Below are 14,364 nucleotides of genomic sequence, written 5' to 3' on the forward strand. Positions count from 1 at the left end.
CAGATTTTTCCTGGAAATGAATTTCGCTGCGTTTCTTTACGGGGCTGCTATTGCGCGCCTTTGTGTGCCACGTCAAAACACGAGGGCGAGAACGCTACTAAGCTGTTTTGCCGACGTTAAGGCTATCGCTAAGATGCCTGAATCAGGTAAGTATTACTTATGCTTCAACTGTAAACATTAAAGCAATAACCATGTTAATTCTGGCGCACAAATTGTAGTATTTGCGTTGGTCTACTACTGTTGCGGTTACGTTAAATAAGGCAGTACAAAAAATAGCTTAAAAGGTGATTATTTCATCACACAGCAGATTGGTTGCTGCAAGCCAAGGGCGGTAGCGTGGCTGTTTTTTTATTTTGATTAAAAAATCACCCGCTAAAAAAGCATTAACACGAACAGAAATTGTTAGAGGATGTGGAATGTTACTTCCAGTAATCATGGCCGGAGGAACCGGCAGTCGTTTATGGCCTCTCTCACGTGAACTCTACCCCAAGCAGTTCATTAGTCTGCATGGCGAAAATTCCATGCTGCAGGAAACCGTTAACCGCTTGTCTGGCGTAGAAGCCCGCGCGCCGCTGGTAATCTGCAACGAAGAGCATCGTTTTCTGGTTGCGGAGCAGCTCCGCCAAATCAATAAGCTGTCGCACAATATTATCCTGGAGCCTGTTGGCCGCAATACCGCGCCAGCCATTGCGTTGGCGGCGATCAATGCAGTAGAGCAAGGCGACGATCCGGTACTGCTTGTGCTCGCGGCCGACCACGTTATTGAAAATCGTGCTGCTTTTCACGATGCGATTAAGACAGCAACTAAATATGCCAAGCAAGGGCATCTGGTCACTTTCGGCATCGTACCGACCGGCCCGGAAACCGGTTACGGCTATATTCATCGCGGTGAGCAACTGCCTGATGCAGAAGATGCGCCATTTGGCGTGCAGCGCTTCGTGGAAAAGCCTAACCTCAGTACGGCTCAGGATTATCTGGCTTCCGGTGAGTATTACTGGAATAGCGGGATGTTTATGTTCCGCGCCAAGCGCTACCTTCAGGAACTGGAAAAATTCCGCCCAGACATTCTTGATGCCTGTCGTCGCGCGATGGCAAACGTTAAGGAAGGCAATGACTTTATCAGCATTGATAAAGACGATTTTATCGCCTGTCCGGATGAGTCTGTCGATTACGCCGTAATGGAACAGACAGACGCAGCAGTGGTGGTACCGCTGGATGCTGGCTGGAGCGACGTAGGCTCATGGTCGGCGCTGTGGGAAGTGAATGAGAAAGATGCCGCTGGCAACTCGCTTAAAGGCGATACCTTCCTGCATAACACCAAAAATTGCTATATCAACAGTGAAGATCAACTGGTTGCCGCGATTGGCGTTGAAAACCTGGTAATTGTAAATACAAAAGATGCAGTATTGGTGGCTCATAAAGATCATGTTCAGGATGTTAAACGCGTCGTTGAGTTTCTGAAAAGCGAATGCCGTAGTGAGTATAGACGTCATCGGGAGACATACTGGCCATGGGGGCGTTGCGATTTAGTTGTCAATGCGGGACGTTTCAACGTGAACCGAATTACGGTGAAGCCTGGCGAATCTTTTGAATTACAGATGCACTACCACCGAACTGAACACTGGGTCATTCTGTCTGGTACGGCTAAGGTCACCATTCAGGATAAGACGTTTTTATTGACAGAAAATCAGTCAACCTTTATTCCAATAGGCCACCAGCATACGTTAGAAAACCCAGGCAAGATACCTTTAGAACTATTAGAGATTCAGTCTGGTTCCTACCTGAATGATGATGATCTTATTCTCATTAAACAGCAATTTGCCCATAATTAAGGAGTCATAAGTATGGAAACCTTGACCTGTTTTAAAGCCTATGACATCCGTGGCGAACTGGGCAAAGAACTGAACGAAGATATTGCATACCGTATAGGCCGCGCTTATGGTGAATTTCTTAAACCTAAGAGCATTGTAGTTGGTGGAGATGTTCGTTTAACCAGCGAAGCTTTGAAACTGGCTTTGGCTAAAGGGCTGATGGATGCCGGTACAGACGTGCTGGACATTGGTCTGAGCGGTACGGAAGAAATCTATTTCGCCACCTTCCATCTGGGTATTGATGGCGGGATTGAAGTGACTGCCAGCCATAATCCAATGAACTATAACGGCATGAAGCTGGTGCGCGAAGGCGCTCGTCCCATCAGTGGCGATACGGGGCTGCGCGACGTTCAACGCCTGGCGGAAGCAAATGATTTCGCCTCTGTAGATGAAACTAAACGCGGAAGTTACAAGCAAATCTCCGTGCTGGACGCGTATGTCGATCATCTAATGGGCTACATTGATCTGGCGAACTTCAAAAAGCCGATGAAGCTTGTTATCAACTCAGGCAACGGTGCGGCAGGGCACGTTATCGATGAAATCGAAAAACGCTTTAAGCAGGCTAACGCGCCGGTAACTTTTATCAAGGTACACCATCAAGCAGACGGCAATTTCCCGAACGGTATTCCTAATCCCCTTCTGCCAGAATGTCGCAAAGATACCTCAGACGCAGTTCGGAAACATAATGCTGATATAGGTATCGCCTTTGACGGCGATTTCGATCGATGCTTCCTTTTTGATGAAAATGCCGAATTTATCGAGGGTTACTATATTGTGGGCTTGCTGGCTGAAGCGTTCCTGCAAAAAGAACCCGGCGCCAAAATCATTCACGATCCGCGTCTAACCTGGAATACTATTGATGTAGTGAGCAGTGCAGGTGGAACTCCAGTTATGTCTAAAACTGGGCATGCATTTATCAAAGAGCGTATGCGTGAAGAAGATGCAGTATATGGTGGCGAAATGAGCGCGCATCATTACTTCCGTGACTTTGCTTATTGCGACAGCGGAATGATTCCGTGGCTCAAGGTCGTTGAACTGCTGTCGTTGACTTCAAAAACGATGTCACAAAAGGTAGCTGACTGTGTGCAGGCTTACCCGTGCAGTGGTGAAATTAATTATAAGGTTGAGGACGCGAAGAAAGTATTAGAGCACATAAAACAGCATTACATTGAACGCTGCGACAGGTTTGATACAACGGACGGCCTTAGTTTTGAATTCACGGAATTTAGATTCAACGTCAGAACATCAAATACTGAACCGTTACTCCGCTTGAACGTGGAAACCAGAGGGAATAATGAACTGCTTCAGCAAGAGCTTCAGACCCTCAATTCATTGATTAAATTTTAAAAGTCTATTATACGGAGACTTGATAGTGAAAAAGAAAGTAGCCCTTATTACTGGTGTGACTGGTCAGGACGGATCTTATCTTGCAGAATTTTTGCTTGAGAAAGGCTATGAGGTTCATGGTATTAAACGTCGCGCATCGCAGTTTAACACCCAGCGCGTGGACCATATTTATCAGGATCCGCACGAATCTAACGTTAATTTCAAGCTGCACTACGGCGACCTGACTGACACTTCTAACCTGACGCGTATCCTTTCAGAAGTGCAGCCAGATGAGGTTTATAACCTTGGTGCTCAGTCTCACGTAGCGGTAAGTTTTGAAGCGCCCGAATACACGGCGGACGTCGATGCGATTGGTACGCTTCGTCTGCTTGAGGCGATTCGCTTCCTCGGCCTGACGAAAAAAACGCGTTTTTATCAGGCATCTACCTCCGAGCTATACGGACTTGTGCAGGAAATTCCGCAGAAAGAAACGACGCCGTTCTATCCGCGCAGCCCTTATGCCGTCGCCAAAATGTACGCCTACTGGATTACCGTTAACTATCGCGAAGCGTACGGTATGTATGCCTGTAACGGTATTCTTTTCAACCATGAATCTCCTCGTCGTGGTGAAACTTTCGTTACCCGTAAAATTACGCGCGGCCTGGCTAACATTGCGCAGGGTCTGGAAAGTAAGCTTTTCATGGGTAATATGGACTCGCTGCGCGACTGGGGCCATGCGCGCGACTACGTCAAAATGCAGTGGATGATGCTGCAGCAGGAGCAGCCAGAAGACTTTGTGATTGCGACCGGCGTGCAGTATAGCGTGCGCGATTTCATCCGTATGTCTGCCCTAGAACTTGGCGTAGAGATTGAGTTTAGCGGTGAAGGGGTGAATGAAAGAGGCGTCGTGTCGGCCATTAATGGCGATAAAGCCCCGGCGCTGAAAGTAGGCGACGTCATCGTTGAAGTTGATCCGCGTTACTTCCGTCCTGCAGAAGTAGAAACCCTGCTGGGCGATCCTACCTACGCGAAAACACGCCTGGGGTGGACGCCAGAAACCACGCTTGATGAGATGATCAAAGAGATGGTTGAGCACGACCTCAAGAACGCACAGCAGCATGCCCTGTTAAAATCACACGGCTATACCGTGAACGTTAGCGTCGAATAAAGAGAGCCGTTATGAGCATGATCCCGGTTTATCAACCGAGCCTGAATGGCCGTGAAAAAGAGTACGTAATGAAATGCCTGGATACGACCTGGATTTCATCACGCGGCGAATTCATTTCTGAATTCGAACAGTCTTTTGCGGCGTATGCAGGCTGTGAATATGCGACCACCGTAGCTAATGGCACGGTGGCGCTACATTTAGCGATGGAAGCATTGGGAATTAGCTCGGGTGATGAGGTTATTGTTCCGACATTAACCTATATCGCTTCGGTAAACACCATTGTTCAGACCGGTGCGTCAGTGGTTTACTGCGATTCTGAAGCTGATACGTGGAACGTAGATGTTGAAGACTTACGTAAACGCATTACGCCCCGCACTAAAGCAATCATGGTCGTGCACCTTTATGGGCTAGCGTGTGATTTAGAAGCCGTTGCCGCGCTTTGTAAAGAGCATAACCTCTATTTGATCGAAGACTGTGCCGAAGCGTTTGGCTCACGACTTAACGGTAAGCATGTTGGCACCTTTGGTGACGTTGCTACCTTTAGCTTTTTTGGTAATAAAACGATTACCACCGGCGAAGGCGGCATGGTGCTTTGCCGCGATCGTGAAGTTTATGATCGCGCTTGCCATCTCAAAAGCCAGGGTGTTTCTAAAACACGTGAGTACTGGCACGACGTGCTGGCCTACAACTACCGCATGACGAATATCTGCGCTGCCATTGGTCTTGCTCAACTGGAGCAGGCAGACAGCATCATTGCGCGCAAGCGTGAAATCGCGGCACAGTACGCGAAGGGATTGGCGGGTCTGCCATTACACCTTCAACCGGAGCCAGAAGGCTATTTCCATACTTATTGGATGTGCTCTATTCTACTGGATCAAGCCAGCGAACGCGTTGGTCTACGTGACTACTTGAAAGAGCAAGGCATTGAAACACGCCCGCTGTTTCCGCCGGCCCATACTATGCCGCACGTCTTTAGCGATGAAAGTTTCCCGGTGGCAGAGTCGCTTAGCGGACGCGGCATTAACCTGCCGAGCTATCCGGCACTGACCGATGAGCAAATCGCATTTATTTGCAGTGCAATAAAGACGTATTTTAATAAGTAATTAATACAACGCTCACTTTTGTGAGCGTTTTACTATTTAAAGGGCATTATGACAAGTTACTTACAAGGCGTTTGGGATGCCAGATATTTTTGGTTACATCTCTCATTGTCCGATCTACGTTCTCGCTGGAGACGTTCTTTTTTTGGCGTGCTGTGGTCAATTATACAGCCGCTTGGCATCACTATCCTTATTTCAATCGTGTTCGGAAAGATGTTTCACTCACCGATCACAACCTATGCACCCTATATTCTATCCGGTATTTTAATATGGGATTATCTTATTACCTGCGTAACGGGGGGCTCTCTCTCATTTGTGCAGGCCGATGCCTATATTAAGCAGTGTAATCATCCGCTGGCAATTTATACCCTGCGTACGGTACTGACGGCGAGCTTTATCCTTGCATTAGCCAGCATTTCTCTCATCGGCTGGACGCTCGTCGTTCTGCCTGAAAACTTTGGCTGGTGCTGGTTAGCCGCGCTGACAATTTTTCCTGTGCTGGCGTTGATTGCGTGGCCGCTTTCGACGATGTTGGCCTACGTAGGTGTACGCTTTCGCGACGTGCCTCATGCGCTAGGCCTGGTTATGCAGGGCCTTTGGTTTATTTCTCCCGTCTATTTCGAAACGAAAATATTTCGCTCGGGTGGGCTGCACGTACTCATTGACTATAATCCGGTTTATCACCTGCTGCAGCTAGTCCGTGCGCCCTTGCTACAGGGAAAATGGCCAACACTGGTTAATTATGAATATGTATTAGGCACGGCGATTGTTTTTATGATTATCGCACTGATTGTCGGACGTAAAGCTGAACGTAAGGTGATTTTCTATCTATGAGTAATTTTATCAAGCTGGAAGGGGTTAACCTTCATTACTCTTCTGTCGCCTATCAGGAGCGCTCGCTGAAATCCTGGCTAGCCAAACTCGCGCGAGCGAACAGCAGTAAGCAAACCGTTGCTGACGTGCACGCTCTTAAAAATGTTAATCTTGAAATTCATGAAGGCGAGCGCGTCGGGTTACTCGGGCATAATGGTGCCGGTAAAAGTACCTTCCTGAAAACTGTGGCGGGACTTTATCCCACCTCAAGCGGGCGTCTTCACGTACAGGGTAAGGTTCGTTCCTTGTTTGACTTGAGCCTTGGCTTTGAACCAGATGCAACCGGACGAGAAAATATTCTCTACCGCGGACTGCTACTGGGGTTGTCGCCAAAATATATGCGCAGCATTCAGGATGAAATCGTGGAGTTTGCCGATCTTGGTGAGTTTATCGATTATCCGATTAAAACCTACTCGGCCGGGATGCAGGTACGTTTAGCCTTTGCCATCTCGACCTCCGTAGGTGGCAATATTCTTCTGCTGGATGAAGTTATTGGGGCCGGTGATGCGAACTTTATGATTAAAGCTAAAAAGCGTATTACGGCACTGATTGAGCAGGCTGAAATTTTAGTGTTAGCGTCTCATGATTTTGGCACCCTTAAGGAAATTTGCCAGCGCGGTCTGGTATTTCATAAGGGGCAGATCGTTTTTGATGGTCCCATTATTGATGCCGTCTCCAAATATAAGGAAGTAAACGGAATCCTATGAGCGATAAAAAAAGAGTCATGTGGCTGCTTAACCACACCTCGGCACGCAAGTTTGAAGTGCCTATGTTGAAAGAGTGTGGGTTTGATGAGGTATTTTTACCTAAGTCTTTTCCGGCCGATCCCAGTTTTCGCAGTGCCTCAGTTGACTGGAGTGAAGATGAAAAACTTACTATTCCCTTAGAGGATTTGGCTGTTTTAAACTCTACTGACTGGTATGCAGGCGGTACCAAAGAAGCCTGGATGATAGCTAACAGATGGTTTGATGCCGTTTTTTTTATTGCCTATGATACAGACAATATAAAAAACATGGCCAGCTATTTTAAAGGTGTATGTGTATTAAGAGCTTATGGCTTGCATCAACCTAATACATACAGCAAGTGGTTGTCATTTATTTCTGCTGGGAAAGGCGCTGAGTATATTAGGAAGATGGGAAGGCGTTTCGTATTTGGTATTGCCTATGAGCACCTTGCAAATATTGAGTCATCCCTGCTAAAAGATAAAGCACTTTATCTTCCGCTAGGAATGAATAATACTGAGGTGAAAGATAACTGGAGCGGCGGCAACAAAAAGGTTTTATTTGTTTGTCCTGATGTTGCTATTAATCCTTATTATAACAAAGTATACAAAGATTTCGTTAAAAACTTTTCCGAATTTGACTATATTATCGCTGGTTCGCAACCTATCGAAGTTATGGATAAACGAGTATTAGGCTATGTGACATATGAGCAGCATGAAAAAAATATGCGTGACTCTAGCGTTATGTTCTATCATTCACAAGAGCCTTATCACATCCATTTTCATCCCTTCGAGGCAGTAAAAAATGGAATGCCTTTAGTCTTTATGGCCGGTGGGCTCCTCGATAAGCTTGGCGGATCAAATCTGCCGGGTAGATGTAAAAATATTAAAGAAGCTAAAGAAAAAATAAAGGGTATCACGAATGGCGATAAGCGCTTAATAAAAAGCATCTTAGAGTCTCAGCACGTTCTTTTAAACGCAATGAACTTTGATTTGTTAAAGCCGCAGTGGATAAGCGGTATAATGCAAATGCTTAATATTGGGGCGGAACGTTTACAACCCGTACAAGAGCTATATAAAAAGAAAAAAGTTGCTGTTATACTCCCTGTCGGTTACCTTGGCGGAAGCCTGCGCGGTGCTCAGTTATTGGCTAATGCAATTAAAGAAGGGGCACGACTAGATAATGAAGATTGCCAAGTTGTTTTTTATCATCAAGAAAGCGAGATATATGATCTAAACACCTTTACCGATCTTGATAAGTCCATATCTATTCGTCCATTCAAATGGAAAAAGCTTGATGCTGAAGCCTCTGTAAGAACTATGGCATATGCAGGTTATGAAGACTGGCACCCTTCGAATAATGCCTTTATCATCCCTGATGATGGCATAAATTTTGGCTTTGATTGCGATCTTTGGCTCATAGTGTCGGACCGAGTTGAAGCACCTCTTTTGCCAGTTCGTCCTGTCGCCTTCATGGTCTACGATTATTTACAACGGCGTAATAATTTTCTCGAACAAGAAATCAACTGGCTTTTCATTGATGCTGTCCGTCGAGCGGATAAAGTATTAGTAACTTCTCATTTTACTTATGAAGACACACTCCAGTATGCTGGCGTAAAAAAAGAACGCTTAAGTAAAGTTCCCATGCTACTTCCTGATTTTTCAGTTGAAAATAAAAATGCTATAGAATTTGATTTCTCGGTTATCGATAAGGGGAATGAAAAGGAAAAAAATTATTTTGTCTGGACCACTAACTCCGCTCCGCATAAAAACATTGATAAAATATTTGAAGCTTTAAGAATTTATTATGAGGTTTATAATGGAAGCTTAAAGTGTGTGGTGACTGGTGTTAATACAGATAATATTCTTTCTTCTTCATCGCCTCATATAATGCGAGCAAAAAAATCCTATTCGCTCTCTATGAAAATGAAGAAAAATGTTATTTTTAAAGGCAATCTTTCAGATGATGAGTATAAGGTTGTCCTGAAATCAGCCGATTTTTTATTGCATTCAGCACATGGTGATAATGGGACTTTTTCTGTAGTTGAAGCTGCTTTTTATAATGTTCCGTCTTTATCAAACAGTTACCCGGCCATAAGAGAAATGGATGGTAATTATAGTCTCAATCTTTCATATTTTAATGTCTTCGATGAACATGACGTTGCAAGTAAACTAAAGAAAATGGAAGTTAGTTCTTCAGAATTAAAGAGCAAACTCCCTGCTTTAGAGGATCTTAAGAAGCACATCTATAAAAAACATGCAACTACTTATTGGGAAGAGTTAAAGGGATTACTATGAAAAATTATGGGATTTATGTTTGTTACCAGCCTACAGTAGTGTTGAAGCAGGAAGGTTTAGGCCGCTATCTCGCTGCTTTTATAAAAGGTGCCTCAGATAAAGATGACGTGCATTTCAGAATTGTTTGCCCGAGTTGGTCTAAAGAAGATCTTTATGAACTTTTTGAGAGTGAGGGGGTTTCTCTCAATTCTGTTACTATTGATGCACCGGAAGATCAACCTATAATTTTAAAGGTACATACATTCCTGGCCAAGTTACGTAAAAGAAAAAAGGTTAAGAAAGGCGGTTTTGTTGGCAGTTTGCTTGAAAAAATTCGGCGTTCCCCGTTTATTTTGTTAAAAAGAATAGAGACGAGGGTAGCAGGCGCCTATAATTTCATTTCACTGATTCCAGCCGCCCTGGATATATTGATTCTTCTTTTAATGTTTATACTGGTCATTCCGTTTGCGTGCGTGGCTGGTCTGCTTTTTTATGTCTTAAAAAAAGTTAGAACAAGTAAGGTTGCTCTTTATGCGGCTTTAATAAAGAGAAAGGTAGGGGGGTTCTTTGATAACCCTAAAGAGGATGGATTCGTACTTAATCTTTATCAATCTATGATGCTTGCTGAAGCAGAACGGATGCATGAAATTATTCGTAATATCAAATCTGTTTCTGCATGGTATTGTCCCACCGCCTTTTGGGAAACGTTTTCTGACATTGATGCCCCCCGTCTTCTATGTGTCCCCGATGTTGTACTTACCAGATTTCCTGGGGGGTTTTCTCAGATTGGGGGTGAGCGGTTTTTAAACACATTTAAAACCATTCAAAGGACAATAAATAAAAACGAATATTTTGTAACCTACAGTAAGGATGTCAAAGAGCGCACTTTAATTGAACATTTTAATATAGAAAAAGATAATGTTTATGTAGTGAATCATGCCCCTAACAGACTTGACACCTGGCTTAATGTTAAAGGTTTTAACGACGCGCAGGCTAGTTCGAAATACTATGCCGAAAGATTGCTTTCCGTTGCGCTTTTTAAAAATAGAAATCCTTACGTTAAAGGCTTGAGCGTTGGGTTTAAATATATGTTTTATGCAAGCCAGTTTAGACCTAATAAAAATGTTATTAGTTTGCTTAAAGCTTACAATTATCTACTGAAAAATAAGTTTTTGCAGCATAAGCTGGTTTTAACCGGTGCGCCAGAGCATTTACAGGCAATACCTGACTTTGTTAAAGAAAACAATCTGGAAAGGGACGTTCTTTTTATGAATAGCCTTTCTGTTCAGGAACTGGCTGCCTGCTACAAGCTTGCCGATCTCGCCGTTAACCCAACGCTGAGCGAAGGTGGATGTCCTTTCACTTTTACCGAAGCGCTTTCGGTTGGCACGCCGGTAGTAATGGGACGCATCGGCGTCACCGAAGAAGTACTGACCGATCCTAAACTGCAGGAAATGACCTTTTTCGATCCTTATGACTGGAAAAGCATCGCTGATAAAATTGAATGGGCGCTTGGTAATCTTGACCCGCTACGCGAAGTCCAGCTGCAAACCTATCACCAGCTCATGAAGCGCACGTGGGAAGATGTGGTGAGCGAGCATATTACAGCGATGGATGAAATCGCGGATAAGTTCCACGCTGACAGGAGCAATCGTATTGAACAACATCGTTAAAGGTGTACTGCTTTACGGTTTTGGCGGTCATGCTCGCAGCATTGCGGATGTGTCTTTAGCCAGCGGGTTTGAAACGTTACTTTTTATTGATAGTAACGCCCGACCAAATGAAACTTTTGCCGGGTTTCCGGTTATAAAAGAGATGCCCTCTGCTTTACCCGAAGACTGGATAGCCTTTCCGGCCGCAGGTGGTACAGCGCAGCGGCAGGCTCAGCTTGAAGATATTAAGCGACGCGGCTGGCGCACCGGCTGCATCATCTCCGCAACGGCAACCCTCGGCGTGCTGTCAAAACTAGGTACGGGATGCTTCGTTGGGCATCATGCTCATGTTGGCCCTAATGCCACAATAGGGGACGGGGCAATTATTAATAATGGTGCCGTAGTTGAACACGACTGCCAGATCGGCAGCTTTACCCATATCTCCGTAAACAGCACCGTTGCTGGAGGAACAATAATTGGCGACGGTTGCTTTATCGGTGCAGGTTCGACCGTGATTAACTCAATTAAAATCGGCCATAACATTACGTTGGGCGCTGGCGGTTGCTTTATTAAAGATGTGTCAGAGCCAGGTACCTATGCAGGTACGCCCGCAAAACGGATTAAATAGGGTCTATCGGCTGTATGCGAATTTTTCATTTCTATAAAACCTATTACCCTGATTCTTATGGCGGCATTGAGCAAGTCATCTATCAGCTAACTGAAGGGAACGACGCAAGCGATATTCAGAGCGCCGTGCTCTCTCTCAGTCTTGATCCCAATAACAACAGCGTTGAGTTTTCGCACTCTGAGTCCGTAAAGGCTAAAGAGTTGATAAATATCGCCTCGACACCTTTCTCTCTGGATGCGCTGAGCAAGTTTCGCCATATGGCGGCGCAGGCTGATATTATTCACTACCATTTTCCCTATCCTTTTATGGATATGGTTCACTTTATGTCCGGCGTACGTAAACCTACGGTAGTTAGCTATCACTCTGATATTCTTAAGCAAAAATACTGGCTTAAGCTCTACCAGCCGCTAATGAAAAGGTTTCTTGGCTCCGTTACTCATATTGTTGCCACTTCGCCAAACTACTTTGCGACAAGCCCTGTGCTACAGGCCTTCAGGGATAAGGTTTCTGTTATCCCGATAGGAATTGATCCCGAACCCTATCTGCTTATCGACGAACAGCGTCTGCTTTCGTGGCAGGAGAAATTGCCGCCCCGATTTTTCTTATTCATCGGCGCGCTCCGCTATTACAAAGGTCTTGATACACTTTTAGAAGCGATGCGCAGCGATAATATGCCGGTAGTCATTATGGGTTCGGGGCCGAATGAGGCGCACCTTAAGCGCCGGGCCGAGCAGGCCGGTATCACACATATCCATTTTCTTGGTCCGTTAGCCAATGAGGATAAATGCGCGCTGCTCAAGCTAAGCTACGGCATCGTCTTTCCTTCACACTTGCGTACCGAAGCCTTCGGTATAACGCTGCTAGAAGGCGCCTTATTCGGTAAGCCCTTAATCACCTGTGAAATCGGTACGGGCACTACTTTTATCAATCTACACCAGCAGACGGGGCTGGCTATACCGCCATCAGATCCGCCAGCGCTTCGCGAAGCAATGAGAAGCCTCTGGGACAATCCCGCACTGGCAGCCAGCTACGGGGCAGCGGCGCAGCGGCGTTTCTATGCGCTATTTACCGCAAAAAAAATGACGCAGCAGTTTGACGCGCTTTATCGCTCGATGCTGGCTTAAATTAGCGACAGTTTCAGCTTCAAAAGGGGAGTTCAAGCGTGCTCGGGCTTAAAAATATCCTACATTTACTAATGGTTTAGCAAAAGTCTAATCGCATCAATTACTACCTCTGACTGCCTATGATGAGTTAACATATTTGATACTTTCTCTCACAAGCGACGCGTTTGTGAGGTGACCTTCAGACAGGAGTAAATAATGTCCAAGCAACAGATCGGCGTTGTAGGTATGGCAGTAATGGGACGTAACCTGGCTCTCAACATTGAGAGCCGTGGTTATACTGTATCCATATTCAACCGCTCTCGCGAAAAGACTGATGAAGTCATCGCCGAGAACGAAGGCAAAAAACTGGCGCCTTACTACACCATTGAAGAGTTTGTGGAGTCCCTTGAGAAACCGCGCCGTATTCTGCTGATGGTGCAGGCGGGCGAAGCAACTGACAAAACCATTGCCTCCCTGACTCCGCACCTCGACAAAGGCGATATCCTGATTGATGGCGGTAACACCTTCTACAAAGATACCATCCGTCGTAACAAAGAGCTGTCTGACCAGGGCTTCAACTTCATCGGTACCGGCGTTTCCGGCGGTGAAGAGGGCGCGCTGAAAGGCCCGTCTATCATGCCTGGCGGTCAGAAAGAAGCGTACGAGCTGGTTGCCCCCATCCTGGATAAAATTGCTGCCCGTGCTGAAGATGGCGAAGCCTGCGTGACCTACATTGGTCCAGATGGCGCTGGCCACTATGTGAAAATGGTTCACAACGGTATCGAATATGGCGACATGCAGCTGATCGCAGAAGCCTATGCGCTGTTAAAAGGTGCGCTGGGTCTGAGCAACGAAGAGCTGGCGAAAACCTTCACCGAGTGGAACAACGGCGAGCTGAGTAGCTACCTGATCGACATTACCAAGGATATCTTCACCAAGAAAGATGAAGAGGGTAACTACCTGGTTGACGTCATTCTGGATGAAGCCGCTAACAAAGGCACCGGTAAGTGGACCAGCCAGAGCTCGCTGGATCTCGGCGAACCGCTGTCGCTGATCACTGAATCCGTATTCGCCCGTTACCTCTCTTCGCTGAAAACGCAGCGCGTTGCCGCGTCGAAAGTACTGAGCGGCCCGCAGGCGCAGGCCTTTACCGGTGACAAAGCGGAGTTTGTTGAGAAAGTGCGTCGCGCACTCTATCTGGGCAAAATCGTTTCCTATGCTCAGGGCTTCTCTCAGCTGCGTGCCGCTTCCGAGCAGTACAACTGGGATCTGCACTACGGCGAGATCGCTAAAATCTTCCGCGCTGGCTGCATCATTCGCGCGCAGTTCCTGCAGAAGATTACCGATGCCTACGCGGAAGATGCAAACATTGCGAACCTGTTGCTGGCACCGTACTTCAAAGACATTGCTGACCAGTATCAGCAGGCGCTGCGTGACGTCGTGGCCTATGCCGTGCAGAACGGTATCCCGACGCCGACCTTCTCTGCCGCTATCGCTTATTACGACAGCTACCGTTCAGAAGTGCTGCCTGCCAACCTGATTCAGGCGCAGCGCGACTACTTCGGCGCGCATACCTATAAGCGCATCGATAAAGAGGGTGTGTTCCACACCGAGTGGCTGGACTAAACAGCAAAAAGGCTTCCAT

At 46.1% G+C, this 14,364-nt stretch carries 11 protein-coding genes; all 11 read left to right on the forward strand.

Going from position 1 to position 14,364, the window contains the following annotated elements; translation table 11 throughout:
- Positions 1 to 416 precede the first annotated feature (416 nt).
- The 11 genes from ACR6A7_RS01070 (at position 417) to gnd (ending at position 14,345) form a co-directional block, all read left to right on the forward strand.
- Positions 417 to 1,832, forward strand: a complete 1,416-nt coding sequence (locus ACR6A7_RS01070) for a mannose-1-phosphate guanylyltransferase/mannose-6-phosphate isomerase (RefSeq protein WP_434122899.1) — start codon at positions 417 to 419, stop codon at positions 1,830 to 1,832.
- Positions 1,833 to 1,844: 12 nt separating this feature from the next.
- Complete coding sequence (gene cpsG, locus ACR6A7_RS01075; RefSeq protein ID WP_434122900.1) at positions 1,845 to 3,218, forward strand: phosphomannomutase CpsG; 1,374 nt, start codon at positions 1,845 to 1,847, stop codon at positions 3,216 to 3,218.
- A gap of 22 nt (positions 3,219 to 3,240) precedes the next feature.
- Positions 3,241 to 4,365 carry a GDP-mannose 4,6-dehydratase gene (gmd, locus tag ACR6A7_RS01080; protein WP_434123320.1) on the forward strand — a complete coding sequence of 375 codons (1,125 nt, stop codon included), beginning with the start codon at positions 3,241 to 3,243 and terminating at the stop codon, positions 4,363 to 4,365.
- Between the two features lie 11 nt (positions 4,366 to 4,376).
- Positions 4,377 to 5,468, forward strand: coding sequence for a DegT/DnrJ/EryC1/StrS family aminotransferase (locus tag ACR6A7_RS01085; RefSeq protein ID WP_434122902.1), 1,092 nt, complete (start codon positions 4,377 to 4,379; stop codon positions 5,466 to 5,468).
- Between the two features lie 48 nt (positions 5,469 to 5,516).
- Positions 5,517 to 6,299, forward strand: a complete 783-nt coding sequence (locus tag ACR6A7_RS01090) for an ABC transporter permease (RefSeq protein ID WP_434122903.1) — start codon at positions 5,517 to 5,519, stop codon at positions 6,297 to 6,299.
- Positions 6,296 to 7,045: an ABC transporter ATP-binding protein gene (locus ACR6A7_RS01095; RefSeq protein ID WP_434122904.1), complete on the forward strand. Its 750-nt coding sequence runs from the start codon at positions 6,296 to 6,298 to the stop codon at positions 7,043 to 7,045. The genes ACR6A7_RS01090 and ACR6A7_RS01095 overlap by 4 nt, the downstream gene beginning before the upstream one ends.
- Positions 7,042 to 9,357, forward strand: a complete 2,316-nt coding sequence (locus tag ACR6A7_RS01100) for a glycosyltransferase (protein WP_434122905.1) — start codon at positions 7,042 to 7,044, stop codon at positions 9,355 to 9,357. The genes ACR6A7_RS01095 and ACR6A7_RS01100 overlap by 4 nt, the downstream gene beginning before the upstream one ends.
- Complete coding sequence (locus ACR6A7_RS01105) at positions 9,354 to 11,009, forward strand: glycosyltransferase (protein WP_434122906.1); 1,656 nt, start codon at positions 9,354 to 9,356, stop codon at positions 11,007 to 11,009. Before ACR6A7_RS01100 ends, ACR6A7_RS01105 begins: the two co-directional genes overlap by 4 nt.
- Positions 10,993 to 11,616 (forward strand): NeuD/PglB/VioB family sugar acetyltransferase, encoded by a 624-nt coding sequence (locus tag ACR6A7_RS01110; RefSeq protein WP_434122907.1) that lies wholly within the window; start codon positions 10,993 to 10,995, stop codon positions 11,614 to 11,616. Before ACR6A7_RS01105 ends, ACR6A7_RS01110 begins: the two co-directional genes overlap by 17 nt.
- A 14-nt stretch (positions 11,617 to 11,630) precedes the next feature.
- Entirely contained in the window at positions 11,631 to 12,740 is a 1,110-nt protein-coding gene (locus tag ACR6A7_RS01115; protein WP_434122908.1) for a glycosyltransferase, read from the forward strand.
- 195 nt (positions 12,741 to 12,935) lie between these two features.
- Complete coding sequence (gnd, locus tag ACR6A7_RS01120; protein WP_434122909.1) at positions 12,936 to 14,345, forward strand: NADP-dependent phosphogluconate dehydrogenase; 1,410 nt, start codon at positions 12,936 to 12,938, stop codon at positions 14,343 to 14,345.
- Positions 14,346 to 14,364 lie beyond the last annotated feature (19 nt).

It is taken from the genome of Pantoea phyllosphaerae, assembly GCF_051025595.1.
Classification (GTDB): Bacteria; Pseudomonadota; Gammaproteobacteria; order Enterobacterales; family Enterobacteriaceae; genus Pantoea.